This is a genomic window from Levilactobacillus namurensis (genome assembly GCF_032197885.1).
Classification (GTDB): Bacteria; Bacillota; Bacilli; order Lactobacillales; family Lactobacillaceae; genus Levilactobacillus; species Levilactobacillus namurensis_A.
In genome coordinates, this window is record NZ_CP134159.1 from 2,542,301 (window position 1) to 2,557,243 (window position 14,943).

At 55.7% G+C, this 14,943-nt stretch carries 14 protein-coding genes; 5 read left to right on the forward strand and 9 right to left on the reverse strand.

Annotation, left to right across the window (positions count from 1 at the left end; genetic code table 11):
* Nucleotides 1-57 precede the first annotated feature (57 nt).
* From RIN67_RS12065 to RIN67_RS12095, 7 genes are all read right to left on the reverse strand, one after another.
* Nucleotides 58-606 carry a GNAT family N-acetyltransferase gene (locus RIN67_RS12065; RefSeq protein WP_024747365.1) on the reverse strand — a complete coding sequence of 183 codons (549 nt, stop codon included), beginning with the start codon at nt 604-606 and terminating at the stop codon, nt 58-60.
* A gap of 17 nt (nt 607-623) precedes the next feature.
* Nucleotides 624-1,076: a flavodoxin domain-containing protein gene (locus tag RIN67_RS12070; protein WP_265000095.1), complete on the reverse strand. Its 453-nt coding sequence runs from the start codon at nt 1,074-1,076 to the stop codon at nt 624-626.
* Between the two features lie 406 nt (nt 1,077-1,482).
* Nucleotides 1,483-1,758: a hypothetical protein gene (locus RIN67_RS12075; protein WP_265000094.1), complete on the reverse strand. Its 276-nt coding sequence runs from the start codon at nt 1,756-1,758 to the stop codon at nt 1,483-1,485.
* 937 nt (nt 1,759-2,695) lie between these two features.
* A complete protein-coding gene (locus RIN67_RS12080; protein ID WP_024747362.1) occupies nt 2,696-3,691 on the reverse strand; it encodes a tRNA dihydrouridine synthase in 996 nt (331 codons plus the stop codon).
* Between the two features lie 100 nt (nt 3,692-3,791).
* Nucleotides 3,792-4,763, reverse strand: coding sequence for a DUF4097 domain-containing protein (locus tag RIN67_RS12085; protein WP_265000093.1), 972 nt, complete (start codon nt 4,761-4,763; stop codon nt 3,792-3,794).
* Nucleotides 4,760-5,395: a DUF1700 domain-containing protein gene (locus RIN67_RS12090; RefSeq protein WP_265000092.1), complete on the reverse strand. Its 636-nt coding sequence runs from the start codon at nt 5,393-5,395 to the stop codon at nt 4,760-4,762. Before RIN67_RS12090 ends, RIN67_RS12085 begins: the two co-directional genes overlap by 4 nt.
* Nucleotides 5,388-5,705 carry a PadR family transcriptional regulator gene (locus RIN67_RS12095; protein ID WP_024747359.1) on the reverse strand — a complete coding sequence of 106 codons (318 nt, stop codon included), beginning with the start codon at nt 5,703-5,705 and terminating at the stop codon, nt 5,388-5,390. Before RIN67_RS12095 ends, RIN67_RS12090 begins: the two co-directional genes overlap by 8 nt.
* Nucleotides 5,706-5,924: 219 nt before the next feature.
* Between RIN67_RS12095 and RIN67_RS12100 the strand changes: the two genes are divergently transcribed.
* From RIN67_RS12100 to RIN67_RS12115, 4 genes are all read left to right on the forward strand, one after another.
* Nucleotides 5,925-6,479, forward strand: coding sequence for a cysteine hydrolase family protein (locus RIN67_RS12100; protein ID WP_265000091.1), 555 nt, complete (start codon nt 5,925-5,927; stop codon nt 6,477-6,479).
* Nucleotides 6,480-6,653: 174 nt separating this feature from the next.
* Nucleotides 6,654-7,493, forward strand: a complete 840-nt coding sequence (locus tag RIN67_RS12105; protein ID WP_107738268.1) for a C39 family peptidase — start codon at nt 6,654-6,656, stop codon at nt 7,491-7,493.
* 49 nt (nt 7,494-7,542) lie between these two features.
* Entirely contained in the window at nt 7,543-8,544 is a 1,002-nt protein-coding gene (locus RIN67_RS12110) for a DUF5776 domain-containing protein (RefSeq protein WP_390894570.1), read from the forward strand.
* 280 nt (nt 8,545-8,824) lie between these two features.
* On the forward strand, nt 8,825-10,579 hold the full coding sequence (locus RIN67_RS12115; protein WP_313826129.1) for a hypothetical protein: 1,755 nt from the start codon (nt 8,825-8,827) through the stop codon (nt 10,577-10,579).
* Between the two features lie 64 nt (nt 10,580-10,643).
* Here the strand turns inward: RIN67_RS12115 and RIN67_RS12120 are convergent, their stop codons facing one another.
* Together RIN67_RS12120 and RIN67_RS12125 are read right to left on the reverse strand one after the other, a co-directional pair.
* Entirely contained in the window at nt 10,644-11,789 is a 1,146-nt protein-coding gene (locus RIN67_RS12120) for a glycerate kinase (protein WP_265000087.1), read from the reverse strand.
* A 24-nt stretch (nt 11,790-11,813) separates the two neighbouring features.
* Nucleotides 11,814-12,761 (reverse strand): AMP-binding protein, encoded by a 948-nt coding sequence (locus RIN67_RS12125; RefSeq protein WP_265000086.1) that lies wholly within the window; start codon nt 12,759-12,761, stop codon nt 11,814-11,816.
* A 388-nt stretch (nt 12,762-13,149) separates the two neighbouring features.
* On the opposite strand from RIN67_RS12125, the gene RIN67_RS12130 reads away from it, so the two are divergent.
* Nucleotides 13,150-14,880 (forward strand): aryl-sulfate sulfotransferase, encoded by a 1,731-nt coding sequence (locus RIN67_RS12130; protein WP_265000085.1) that lies wholly within the window; start codon nt 13,150-13,152, stop codon nt 14,878-14,880.
* Nucleotides 14,881-14,943 lie beyond the last annotated feature (63 nt).

A 14,943-nucleotide genomic window follows, 5' to 3' on the forward strand; every position in this document is an offset into this window, starting at 1 on the left:
GGCATCCCTTAGCCGTTCAACTGAACGACTGGGGGATGCCTTTAATCTTGGGTTAGCTTAGCTGGCGTCAGCCGTGATGTGGGCTTGACGCAGGTCCTTTTCGTAAACGAAGCAAGCATCATCGGGTTGGTAGACCCCGTTGATGGCGCCGACCTTGGTGAAGCCGTTCTTCACGATCAGGTGTTGCATCTTTGCGTTATCCTGGTGCGTGTCGATCCGGATGCTTTGGCTTTCCGGATGGTTCTTCGCGATGTAGGCGAAGAGGTCTTGGAATAACTTCGATGCGTAGCCCTTCCCTTGGTGGTGGGAGAAGATAGCGACCCGGTGGACCGCTACGTAATGGTCCGTGTTGACCAACCAACCACCGTCTAACGTGTCGTAAGAATGGTCTGGGGCTTGTACCACGGATGCGACGCCTAAGGTCTCATGGTCGTCACTATTGTAGATGACTGCCCGGCCAGCATTGATGTCGTCCATGATGGTCTCACGGTTCGGATAATCGTTCTGCCATTGGTCGATCCCGGCATCAGCGAGTTGCTTCTTACCGTCTTCAATGATGTCCAATACAAGTTCTAATTCATCTGGTTTTGCTTTCCGTAAATACATACTTACGTCACCTCATCTTAATTTCCTGATTCTAAACGATTCAATACCTGTTGCGCCAACTGATCGATCCGGGCTAGATCCGCTTGGTCGGGGTCACGGTCGATTTTCACGGAATCCGCGACCTGTTCGCCGTTACTAGAATTTAGCTGGATCGTCAGGTAGTCGACTGCCCGGCCGAAGTGCACGTGGGTCTTGGAACTGGAGCCGCAAACGGCAAACTTGGTCCGATTCAAATCAACGTCCTTCAGGTCTTCAAAGAAGTCCTGCATCTCGTCCGGTAGGTCCCCATCATGATAGGTGTAGCTGACCACGATGACGGCGTCGTTTTGCGCCAACTCATACGCGTCGGCCTGGGAAACTTCCGTGACCACGGTCTGGGCGTGAGCGGCTAAGTCGGACTGTAGATGCATTGCCAGGGCCTGATTACGGCCGGATTGGCTGGCGAAGATAATTTGAATCGTAGGTGTCATAAGTTTGAACTCCTTGTACGTGTCCACCCCGGCATCCGGGCGCGGTTAAATTGACAATCGAATTTCCGATTTTTGATTATAACCTATTTGCGGAAAACCCCCTAGTCATATTGCTCAACTTTTCAAAAAAATTATCGATAATATAGAAGTGAACTTATTTCACAAGTCATGATTCCGCTCACAATCCCGTTCTCATCGGTTTTTGATTGGTCGTCACGCCATGACCAGTTTCTCATCAACTTCCAACCTAAACTTACCACTTTTACCGTCTCAGGCCCCAAATTTTGCTTGGCGGGGTCAAAACTGGTCGACCACGCCAAGTCGGTGAGCAGAACCTCGAGCGGATGGTCTCAGAACCGGATAAAAACGCGTCTGGACCTGTTCGCCCAGACGCGTCGCTTACTGCTTATTTGGATGACCGATGCTGCCGGAAGTAGGCCTTGATCTCGGCATCCGAGTAGCTGTGCTGCGGCAACTGTTGAACTCGCCGACGTTGCCAATCCGTGAGGCCCTTCCCCACTAGGACCAGCCCAGATCCCACCAAGATGCCGCCCAGGGCGGACCCGTTAAACGGCTGGCCCGTCGACAGCCACTCCGTCACTACGGTCGCTGCCAACATCCAGGCATCCACCCAGAGGACCCGCTTGACCAACTGCCTCCAAGTCCGTGACTTTTTAGTCATGCTCATCTCTCCCCATTTTAGGTTTCCCCTATAGCGTAACGCCCCTTCGTGCCGCCAGCAACTCAACACACCTACCCAGCGCCAAAAAGGGAGCGGAGTTGGCCATCTCTGGGCACACGTTCCAGCCTCTTCAGGTCCAAATGACCATAATCTGGTCTTGGTTAAACTTAGAAATATACTAAAATCAGCTCTGTAAAACCAAAATAGGTTTACAGAGCTGATTTGAATAACGGTGAAATATCTGGCGCTGACAGTCGAACGGAGACTGTTGGACTTCAAGACTGTCATATAAACCAATTACCGTTGTGATGGTCATCCGCCTACCGGGCGGCCAGACAAGGCTGGAACGCCGTGGGCACAACTTGAAGCCCACAGTGCAGGTCTTCAAGCTTGGCCTTTTCCTAGGCGAGCTAAGGAACGCTCACCAAGGAAAATTTCACGGCTGAGCCTTGTCTGGCCGTCCTCTCGGCTTACAGTCGTGAAATCATAGCGAAACATGATTTGCCAACGGGCCGTAGTGGTTGGTATGAATAAGGTTGCCACCCGTTTGTAGCCATGGCGCAAGTATGATGCCTACCACGGACTCGAGGTCTGATAAGATTTACGCCTTAGTGTTTTAGTTTAACAGTCCCACCCGGTGATATTTTCAATTTCGGACGTCAAGAAACACTGTTTTTGATACGCTCAATTTAGCCGTGAGGTTGGGTCTGAAGAGGCTCAGTGGTGTCGTTTGGGTTAGTCAGCGTTTTTCAGCTGGCTTACCCAAAGGCCGAGCTTGAAGACATGGGGTTTTCAGGGCTCCAAGTCGTGCCCACCACGCTCCAGCCTCTTCAGGCCCAACCGGTAAGGCGGGGGAATACCACACTGGCTAAACCTAAAAAAGGAGCCCGGACGTTTGGCCCTAGGCTCCTCTCCGCGGCAATCATGCCGACAATTTTCATTTAGTTAATGGCGACTCCCGCAAGAGTTCCCGAACTTGGTCCGTGGTCCGCGTCTCCATCATGGCGTTGCGGAGTTCCGCAGCGTGCGGTTGGCTCCGGACGTAGATCTTGAAGAAACGCTTCAAGGACGCAAACCGTTGGGTATCGAACCGCTCGGAGAAGTCATCGTAGAGGTCCAATTGATAGTTCAACAGGCCCAACAATTCCTTCACGTCGTGGTCCTGCGGCGTCTTTTCGAAGGCGAAGGGGCTGGTGAAGATGCCCCGGCCGATCATGATGCCGTCGACCCCCGGATGAGCGGCCGCCAAGGCACATCCATCCTGGTAGTTTTCAATATCTCCGTTAATCTGCAGTAACGTGTGCGGAGCAACTTGGTCCCGTAAGGCCACGATGTCGTCGATCAGTTCATAATGCGCACCGACCCGGCTCATTTCCTTCTTAGTCCGCAAGTGGACCGTTAACAGCGGTATGTCCTGTTCTAATAAGAACTGAAGCCAATCGTGCCACTCGTCGACCCGGCTGTAGCCCAGGCGCGTCTTGACGCTGACGGGGAGGCCGGCCGTCTTCGTCGCTGCGATGACCGCTGCGGCGTCCTCGGGGTTGCGAATCAAGTCGCTTCCCCCGTGGTTCTTGATGACGGTGGCATCTGGACACCCCATGTTCAGGTCGATGGCTTCGTAGCCCCGTTCCTTGACGTTGGCCGCTGCCGCTTCGAACGCCTCCGGTTGGTTGCCCCAGAGCTGGACCACGGGAAAGTGGGCCTCTTCGGGCGCCACGTAGAGCCGGCCCTGGACCGTGAACTTGGCCTTGGGATGGGTCACGCTAATGGCGTTGGTGAATTCCGTGAAGAAAACGTCGGGGGCAGCAGCCCGAGCGACGACCCGGCGGAAAATAGCGTTGGTCACGGCTTCCATGGGCGCCAGTGAGAAGAACGGCCGATGTTCGGCCTGGGCGTGGGCGGCAATTTTTTGCCAGTAAGTTAATTCAGACACGATTAAAAATCTCCTTATCTCATTCAGATCACGTGTCACGGTGCTGGCTACTGCGACACAAGTCCCTCTATTCTACCATCTCCGTCAAGTCCTGTGAAAACTAACGCACTGTAATGTCCCCATCGTCGCCCGTGATGAAGCGGTACTGGACCTTGGCGTGCGGCCGGACCCGAGCAGTGGCCCCCCGCGAACGTCCGAAGAGTTCGATGTCGCTATCCGTGGAGCCCTGAACGGAAACCCCGGCCGTGGCGGGAACCATGCCCGACAGGTCGCCCTCGTAACTTTGAACCGTTAACGTCTTCGCCACCTGATTATCACGGACCGTGATATCGCCATCGGACGTGCGGAGGTCCCCGCCGCCCAATTCGGTCATTTCTAAGGTGATGTCACCGTCTAGCGAATTCAAAACGTTGGCCGTACTCTTAAACTGACTCTGACGGACTTGGATATCCCCGTAAGACGTCTTGGCCGTGACCTTGGGAGCCGTCACGTTGGTCAAGTAGATGTCCGCATCCCCTTGGGAGAGGTCCAGGGCCTTTTTAAACTGAACGTTCTTGGCCTGGAAGTTGCCTCCCGTCCGACCAGTCACGCGTTGGACCGTCAAGTCTTCCAACCGTACCGTCCAGCTCTTCTGGAGCGTCAAGACCTTCAGCTGATCCGATTGTGGGACCGTGATGGTGATGGCGCCATCGGTATCGAAGGCCTCATCGTCACCGGTAATCGCTAACCCGTTGAGCGTAACGCCGCGTTGGCGCTGGTCGCCGCCACTGACCGTTAACGTCCCATCGTGGACCTTAGTGGTCACGGGATGGCGCCGGCGATTGGCCGCCTGTTGCTGGACCGTCACTTGGTTCACACTCCCCGGCTTGACCACGACTGGTAACTTGGTGTTGACCACCAGTCGGTCAAAATCAGCGAGTTTAGTGGTGTGCCGGACCTTCTTGAGGACCACTAGCCGGTTCGTGGTCCGGTCCCAGGTCACCGGCTTGATTCCCTTATGCGCCGTTCCCCAACTGACTAAGATAATACCCACCACAATGGCTGCCACACAGGCAATATAGCGTTTTTTCATGATTGTCCCCCCCGTTTCTTCGGGTGCTTAGGCATCCAGCGGTTATAGACCCACCGACTCAGGTTCGCGAGCCAGCGAATCAGCTGGATTCCGCACCAGACCACGCCTTCGGTAATCAGCCAACTGGCCCCTAGGACAACTAGACCCAGCCCTAGGTAAAAGGCCCCCGTGGCTGGCGCCGTGAAGAGCATCATGATGCCGACGACTACGCCCACGACCCCACTGGCCAGGCCGGCGAATAGCAGGCCAAATCCGGCCGCTACGATGCCCAGGATGACCGCCCCCACAGCTACGATCAAGGCGCCTAAGACCAGCACGATGGGGATGGTCACGGGCGTAGACAGCAACGCTAAGATAATCAGCCAGATCATCCGCACGTTATCCTTGGTCCCCGGCCGTTTCTGGGCTGCGGCGGCGCTCTTCTGATCCGCCTGGGTGTTCATCTTAATTGAATAATCCGCCAGGGCTTTCCGGGCGACCGACTGGGGCGTTCCTAACGCGTCCACGGCGCCCTGATAACTGGTGATGCCGGCGTCTTGTAGGTACTCCCGGTAGTATTCCACGACGTCCTGTTGCTCCGCCGTTGTCAGCTGCATCAAGAGCCGCTGCAAGGCCTGAATATACTCATCCATTTTGTTTCCCCTCCAATAGTTCGGACATGGCTTGCTTGAAGTCGCCCCATTCACCCTGAATCTTGGTCAACTGCTGCTGCCCGGTCCGCGTTAATTTATAGTACCGGCGGTTCCGCCCCTGATAGGCTTCATCGTAGGTGGTCAACCACCCGTTCTTCTTCAGCCGGCGCAAGACCGGATACAGGGTCGATTCTGAGATGGGTAAATGTTGCCGGACTGCCTGGGTCAGCGCGTAGCCGTAAAAATCCTGCCGACTCAACGCGCCTAAGACACAGCCGTCTAACAATTCCGTTGGGACCTGAATGGCCATTTTTGCTCCCCCCATACTATATGCCATATAATATTAATCTAGTTATAGTATAGGAAATCCCCATGCGCCTGTCAAGCGCAACACACGGGGGATTATTCCGATTTTAATGAGCTAAGTCGTTGACGGCCGCGAGACCAATTGGGCATACTGAACTCAAGTCTGCCCCGACGCTGAGTTGGCGCCGAAACTCGGCAGTACCACCTTGAGGAGGAGATTCTGATGACAAGCACGCAAGCATTACTCATCATTGATTACACTAACGACTTCGTGGCCGACCAAGGGGCCCTGACCTGTGGGCAACCGGGCCAGGCCCTGGCACAACCTATCGTGGCCTTAGCCGACCAGATGGTCACGGCTGGTGACTGGGTCCTATTACCCACCGACGTTCATACGCCCCACGACCCCTACCATCCCGAAAGCAAGCTCTTTCCGCCGCATAACGTCCGTGGCACCTGGGGGCGGCAACTCTACGGCCCCTTGCAAGACTGGTACGACCAGCACCGCAAGGCCACTAACGTCTGGCAATTCGACAAGACCCGCTACAGCAGCTTCGCCGGGACCGACCTGGATCTGCGGCTGCGGGAGCGCCACGTGACCACCCTGCACCTGGTGGGCGTCTGCACCGACATCTGCGTCCTGCACACCGCCGTTGACGCGTATAACCTGGGCTACCAGTTGGTGATTCACCGTGACGCCGTCGCCAGCTTCGACCAGGCCGGCCATGACTGGGCCCTGCGGCACTTCCAGACCGCTTTAGGCGCCCAAATCGTCTAGCGCCTCCATCCAAATACCCCCGTGGAAACCACCAATGGGCTTCCGCGGGGGTATTTAAGCGGTCTTACTTTCAAGTCAGAATGGTTGTTTCACAAAATGATGATTGCCGTTAGTTATTCGCAAGACTATACTGAACACGGGACTCATAAACTAGTTTCAAGGGAGGAATCGAGTATGTTTCACCATCTCTGGGCGGGTATGGTCACCTTAGCCGCCCTGATGACATTCGGGGCGACCGTGCCGGCCCACGCCGACACCGCCACCCCCACCTACGCGCCCATCTTAAGCCGCAAAAAGGTGAATTATTACACCAAGATCAGCGCGAACCGGCCGCACAACTACAAGGTCTACGCGACGGGCGGAGCCAAGTCCAGCGAAGAAAACCTCAAGCCGATTGCGACCGGCCAAGCCTACGCACACCGGTCGGTCCACGTCACGCAGGAGGAAAAATTGCCTAAAGGTATTTGGCTCAAATTTTCCGCCGGCAAGGGCCAGACCGGCTGGATTCACCGCAACGGGACCGTAAAATCCCTGCGGAAGCTCAAGGTTCCACTGATTGCCCAACGGCCGGAACTGCCGACGGGGTGCGAAATCACGGCAACGACCATGATGTTGCAATACGCCGGGGCCAAGGTCACCAAGATGCAACTGGCTAAGGAGACGCCCCGCAGTCACAATCCCAACAAGGGGTTTGTGGGCAGTCCCTACTCACCAACGGGCTGGTGGATTTATCCTAAGGGCCTGATGGGCGTGGTGCGCAAGCACGTTGGCCACGCCAAGAACCTGACGGGCGCGTCGTTTGCCACCTTTAAGAAGCAGATCAACAAGGGCCACCCGGTGGTCATCTGGGTCGCTAACGTGGACGGCTTCGTCAACCACGCCATTACGCTCAGCGGCTACAGTAAGACCCGGGCGTACTACAACGACCCCTGGACCCATAAGAAGACCAGTATGAAATTAGCCACGCTGGCGAAGCACCGCAAACAAGACGCCTACCGGGCGTTAAGCTATTAACAAAGGGGAGATCATCGTGTTACATAAGAAGTTACTGACCAGCCTATTACTGATTGCTGGGGTAACGGCCAGCTTAAGTGTTCCGGCACAGGCCGCCAGCACCTACTACACCACCAACCCGGGCATCATCCGGGTCAAGAAGACCGTTATCTACTACAAGAATGCCGCCCGAACCCAAAAGATCAAAGCCATCAAAAAGGGCCACTACGCTAAGATCAGTAAAGTAATCACCACGGGCAAGCACCCGGTCTTAAAGACCAACACTGGGAAATACGTGACGGCTAACAAGGCCTTCGTTGCCAAGACAGCTGGGTATCAGAACCCTAAGAAGTACTATCAAGTCAACTACACCCAGATCAAGCCTTACGGGAAGGTCGGCTACACGGTCAAACGGCACTACGAAGGCATCAAGACCTGGAAGATCATGCGTCGTCTAGGCACCGCCAACGGGTATAACCAATACAACCAGGCGACCTACAACGCCGTTAAGGCCTTTCAACGGAAGCACGGGTTGAAGGTTACGGGGAACGTGAACCAGAAGACCTGGGTCAAGTTGGGCTTCTCCAAGTCGAGCTTCAAGAGCATCGACAGTTACGTGGCACCACTAGGCGCCCACGCCTGGAACGGCCGGTCCGCCCACATCGAAGCCATGATTCACCAGGCCTACAAGTACTTGGGTAAGCCGTACTTAGTCGGCTCATCCTCCAAGCCCATCTACGGCACGGACTGTTCCGGACTGGTGATGCAGGCCCTCTACGCTGGAGGCATCAACCCCGCACCAATTAGCGCCATCCACCACGCCTACCCAGGTAACGAGTGGAATTCACGGAACCTCTGGGCCAGCAAGAAGTTCCAGCACGTGGCGTACCGAAACCGGCAACGCGGCGATCTAGTCTTCTACTACCAGCCAGGGACCCACACCATCTGGCACGTAGCGCTTTACTTAGGCCACAACAAGGTCATCGAAAGTTGGCCACCACGGATCATGGTCCAACCCATCAAGAATGGCCAACGGTCGAACATTGCTGGGATTGCGCGGGTGTTCCATTAGATCGACCACGCGAAATCGTTTGAGTATCAGAATTTAAACGCGACTACTGCTTACTTCAGCCGAAGTAAGGGGTAGTCGTTTTTGTCGTTCTGCCAACCCGTTTACCGCTGGTGGTAGCACCTCAACGTCCCACGCTTAGTGCTGCTCCCAAATCAGTCGTACCGGGAGTAACGTTCTTGATAAAATTATTTATAAGACGATTAGGTTGTCATTATCGTCCGAGCTACTATACTGGGGTTATCGTAACCGTTCACCCCACATCATTCAGGAGGGACCCCCTTTGTCCACTAAATTCTCTGATCACCAGCACGCTTCCCACGCTAATTCTGCAAACCACGTGATATTGCAAACCACCTTACTACTAGGCCTGAGCCTCGCGCTATCTGCGGGTGCCCTTCCGGCAAACGCCGCTACGGTAAGCAATCTGCCGGCCACAACGCACCCCACTGCGGCGTCACGGACAACCACCACGAATCTAGGGAACGCTCAGACCTGGCTCCCCGATAAGACGCTCCGCAACTGGATCGAAAAGAACCTACAAGGCCAAGTGGCACCCGCAGAAGCCGGTGCGTCAACGCCCACCATCACCGATGCGAATCTGGCCCAGTACCTTCCCCAACTGACCAGCCTTTCAGACGCCAACATTCCCATTACCCAACCGCGCGCGTCCACCACGGATCTGCTCCAACCAGGTAAAATCACCGATTGGACTGGCCTGGACAAGTTTACGAACCTCACCGAATTCACGGTCGTGGAGGCCGACCGCTTGAACCTGACCGGCCTCCATCAGTTGTCCTTTAGCTTCGCTCCCCGACTGGAGGTTCTCCAACTCCAATACGGCGGCGACACTCAAGCGCCGGACAACAGCCAACGCCTGTGGAATCGGCAACTCGACCTCAAGATTCCCGCGCAAACGTTTATTGATCAGCTACTGCCCAACAATCCCCACTTGACCACCCTAGAGTTAAGCGGCTTAGGCCTGACGGGTGGCATCCCCCACTTAGACCACTTCCCACTGATCAGCAACGTTCGGCTAAATGCGAACCACCTCTCGGGAAAAATCACGGCGTTACCTCGATTACATGAACAACCAAGCGACCAATCCGACCAATCCCCCTTACTTTCCGTTGGTCAAAATGACCTCTCCGGATACCTGCCGGATCTGCGGTCCCTAAACGGTACCTTTGCTTATGACCAAAATCACCTGTTAACCAGTCTCACCAACTTACCCCAGCACCCCAATTATAATGACAATCATTCCGCCGGGTACGACCAATCCTTCGACGTCGGCTCACTGGGAGACCCGTCAACGACGCCCGCCCACCCCATTAACCTGTCGGCGTTAGTCCAGAAATTCCAGTGGCAGGTCCAAAACGCCACCACCGGGCAAGCCACCCCAACCCGGCTTAAACTGATCACCAATATTCCCCCCGTCATTCTCCAGATGAAGGGTGATCACCCCGATGTGGACCATGACGCGGACGCCACCGCGTTCTTTAAGTTAACCCAAAACGCCGCCGGTGACACCCTGGCCACCCCAACGGCCACCACCCCAGCTGGAGCGTACTGGATCACAGGGCTTCCCAGCGACGACCCACAAGCACCATACTCGGCGAACATCATCTTCCACTTAACCAAAACCACGGCCGCGGTGGTGCCCCCACTACCCACACCAACGCCAAAACCAACACCGAAACCCCAACCCGCACCAGAACCCCAGCCGGAGCTTCCTCAACCCACCACGCCCCCGACACCAACGCCCCAACCACCAGTCAAGCCACAGTTGAGCGGTAGTTCGACCAACGTAACATCCCCCAGCCTGTTACACCCCTTGACTAGCCATCTCCCGGACCGCCCGTCCGAACACTCGGCCACTCAGTATCCGGCTCAAGCTTCAACGTCACGGCCGACCACGCCGCATCCCACGACCAACCAGACGCTCCCCCAGACTGACGACCACACCCCCTGGTTCGCAATCCTTCTGGGTAGCGGTAGCTTACTGGGACTGGTTGGTTGGCGCCGTAAGTTCCACTAGCGCCTAAAACTAGCCTGCCAACGCAAAAATAACCCGGGAAATGTCAGGATTTCCCGGGTTATCTTCATCGTTTAAGTTCTGTCGGCTGTCCTAACTGATAAGCCCGCATCGCCGTAGCGCCAGCATTCGTCAGGAGCGATTCCGTCTGGGCAATGGCCTGGTCCACGGTCATGGGGGCTACCGTAGACGACAAGACCAGGTCGACGCCCGCCGCGTAAACCGCCGCTAAGTCGTCACCGACACTCCCGGCAATCAGGATCACCGGAACCTGGGCGGCGTGTGCCAGCTTAGCCACGCCAATCGGGGCCTTACCCATCAGGGACTGGCCGTCCACCCGGCCTTCACCGGTCAGGACCAGGTCCGCCACTTGCAGCTTGGCCGCCAATTGCGTGAGCTTTAGCATGGTCGCGGTTCCCGGTGCCAGTGTCGCACCCAATAACCGTAAGCCAAACCCGGTGCCACCCGCGGCGCCGTCGCCCGGACAGCTCAGTGGAAAGGCATTTTGTGCGGCCAGGGCCGCCTGATAATGGGTTAGATTGGCATCGAGTTCTTGCACCATTTCCGGGGTCGCCCCCTTCTGTGGGCCGAAAACGGCCGCCGCACCGTAGGGACCCGTCAAGACGTTCTCCACGTCGGTCAGGGCCACTAGGTTGACCCTGGCTAAGCGGGCATCTAACCCGCTGAGGTCCACTAAGGCCAGCTCACGTAACCCGGCCCCGCCCCGCGGAATCGGGTCGCCCGTAGCCGTCAGCAAGCGAGCGCCTAGGGCCTGCAACATCCCCGCGCCCCCATCGGTGGTGCCACTACCGCCCAGGCCCACGTAAACGGTGGTCGCCCCGGCCGTCAGCGCCGCGTCAATCAACTGACCCACACCATAAGTACTGGCCGTAAGGGGCGCATAGTCGGGCTGAACCAGGTTCAATCCGGCCGCCGCGGCCATTTCAATCACGGCCATGTGCTGGGCCGGTAACCAGCCCCATGTCGCGTCGACCGGCTGGTCCACCGGTCCCGTCACCCTAGTGGTTCGGCGTTCGCCGCCTAACGCCGCCAAGACACTGTCGACCGTCCCTTCACCGCCATCGGCCATGGGGACCGTGACCACCGAAGCTTCCGGGTCAACTTGATAGATCCCGTTGGTTAAGTACTCGCCCACTTGTTGGGAGGTGGCACTCCCTTTGAATGAATCCGCCGCAATCACGATCCGTGTCATTTCTCACATTCCCTTACCTAGAAGTTAGCCCGCACCGGGAGTCATCCCTGCGGTCCGGGGTACATTATCTTTTATGATAGCCTTCTTCTGGGGATTAGTGAACCGCGAATCACGGCGGTCAGCTTGACTGACCCGGTAACGTAACGCCCGGTCCCAGGCAGGAACCGACGCAGGTTCGGGCATGAAGCGTAAGGTCGACAGGCCGCTGGGGTCGGCGAGCCGTAACAACGCCGCCAAGCGCAAAGGGCGTAGGGACACGTGAGTGATCTGATTGTCCGTGACCTGGGGCCAGAATTGTGACGCGGTGAATTGCTGGGTCATCACTACCCGACCGCCCACGTACCGGGTCGCCAGTAGTGCCAGTTGGGCTTCCTGTTGGGTCAGCGCGGTCACTAGCAAGGTGCGGTCCGTGGCCGTTAACTGGTAGGTCGCCACGGTCGCCGCCACGTCCCGTTGAAGTTGGGCGTAGGTCAGCGTGACCGGTGATTGGGCGACCGTTAAACGCAAAGCCGGGTCCGCTTCGGTAGGCGTCGCCGCCACGTGGCCGGTAACGGCCAGGTCCCGGACCAACGTCAATTCCGGGGCGGTATTCAATTGGAGTCGGGTCACCGTACTGACCGCCGTCACAGCCGCGTTCAGTAACTCCGGGGTGACCACATAGGCCGCAAAGACGCGTTGCTGCATCCGACGGTGTAAGTCTTCTACGGTGGTCGTGCCCGCCACGGGGACCACTACCGCGCCCAATTCCCAGATGGCCTGGATCAGGACGGGGTAGACGGGAACGTTAGGCAGGGCCACCAACACGTGATCACCGTGCCCCACTTTGAGGCCCCGGAGTTGGTCCTTCAACTGGTCAACGTCGGCGGCGAGTTCGCCCCCGGTATACCATTCTTGGGTCGCCGCGTCCTTTAAGACTGGTTGCGTGCTATGGCGCTGTAAGTGTTGCGTTAAAGTTAAGGTAAGTTTAGACATGGTGAAGCACTCCTTTCAAGATCGCGCTAGTTCCGCTCACGGACGGAAAGACTAACGCGGCAAGCCACGATGAATTCTCTGGAATCACCGTCACCGGTGATGGCCATCGGCTGAACCAATAGCGTACCCTAGTTATAGCATGGGGCCGTCTTCAGCGTCCTAACACGCCGGTAAGGATTGTCTAAGCTTTTCTTAGAAAGGGTGACCATCCCCGGCATACCGGGGCCATCATGTCGTCTTCACACTTTTATCACATTTAATTCATAAATTCATTAGACTTATGTAACACCTCTGTTTCACAGCTGTGCTATATTAAGTGTGTTACATACATTGGGGGATGTTGGGACAATACTGTCCAAACGCCCCCTTTTTATCTAATTTTAAGGAGATGGCGCACGTGCAACGTACTCACAAACGACTGTGGACCTTGGCAGTCGCCTCACTCGCAATTTTAACGGTCGGCCTGGCTGGTTGCTCAACCAAGACCAAAACCACGGCGAGCTACAAGATTAAGGAAAACAAGGTCGGCCTGACCACGGATCAGATCAAGAAGAACCTGGATGTCAGCATCTTATCGACCCGGCAGGATAAACAAAAATCCCTGACCGCGACCTACAAGGCCGCTGCGGAGAATAAGGATTACACGTTCGACAACCCTTACGTTAAAATCAATCCTTATGGCTCTTCACCATTGTCAGCCTTAGTGACTTTCACCACGGATGATGCGGTGAAGGTCAGCTACACGGTGGTCGGGAAGACGGACCACACCTCCATCACCAACACGGTCAAGGGTGGCTACACCACCAGTCACCAAGTTCCCGTGGTGGGTCTGTACGCCGATACGAATAACACGGTTAAAATCACTGAAACCACTAAGAATGGTAAGACCACGACCAAGACGCTGCGGATGCAGACGGGGGCCTTACCTAAATACGTTAAGAACGCCACGATTACGGTGACTAATAAGGATAAGGACAAGATGAGCATCGGCAAGAACAAGCTGACCATCTTGAACCGGACCACTAAGCAACCGATGGCCGTCGACGCTGACGGGGCTGTTCGGTGGTACGACACCAACTACTCCCAACACATGATCGAACAATGGTCGAACGGACACATCATGATTCTGTCGAAGAAGGACGTGGATTCTGATGTGTACAACGACTTACTGGAAACCGACTACTTGGGTCGGGTCTACAAGGAATACAGCTTCTCCGCGAAGACCAGTAGCTCCGATGCCGGCAGTATCAGTAAGGCCGCCGCTAAGGCTAACCCTGAAACCACGGTCATTCACCATGACTTGGTCGAATTGCCTAACCACAACTTGTTAGCCACGGTCTCCGACGGTTCCAAGTATAAGGAAGACACCATGATCGAAGTCGACCACAATACTGGAAAGATCGTTAAGGTCATCGATATGAAGAAGATCCTGCCGAAGTCCATGTACAAGGATTACAAGAAGGGTGCCGATGGTAAGATCGACTGGCTGCACCAAAACGCCATCGACTACGACAAGAACGATAAGAGTATCGTGATTTCCACGCGGAACCAAGATATGATCATGAAGATGGACTACAAGACCAAGCACATCAAGTGGATCTACAGTGGGAAGAAGAAGTCCTCCTGGCCAAAGGCTTACCGTAAGTATGTCTTGACGCCAACCAAGGGCACCACCATCACCGGGGGTCAACACGGACTTTACCTGTTGAACAACGGTAACGGTGCTAAGGCTTCCAGCGAAGACTTCATGCTGTACGACAACAACATTGCCGTCACTAACGGGAACAAGAAGACGTCCGGCAAGTACTCACAAGCCGTTCAATACCACGTCAATACCAAGAACATGACCATCAAGCAGACTTGGGCTTATGGGAAGTCCCTGGGTAAGACCAACTTCACCAGTGTCATCGGATACGCCGAGAAGCAACCTAACGGTAACGTCCTGATCGACTTCGGGTACAAGAATGGCGGAAACGAAAGTAACGTCATCGAAGTCACTAAGAGTGGCAAGCAGGTCTTCAACTTAACCATGAAGAACGCTGGTTCTAAGGCTTACGCCTACCGGGCTTACCGGGTACCGTTCTACGATTCCGCTTACCAATTCGACGCCACAAAATAAATGAGCGCACTAAAAAATCCGCGAATGATTTCGCGGATTTTTTTTGCATTATTTACGTCATAC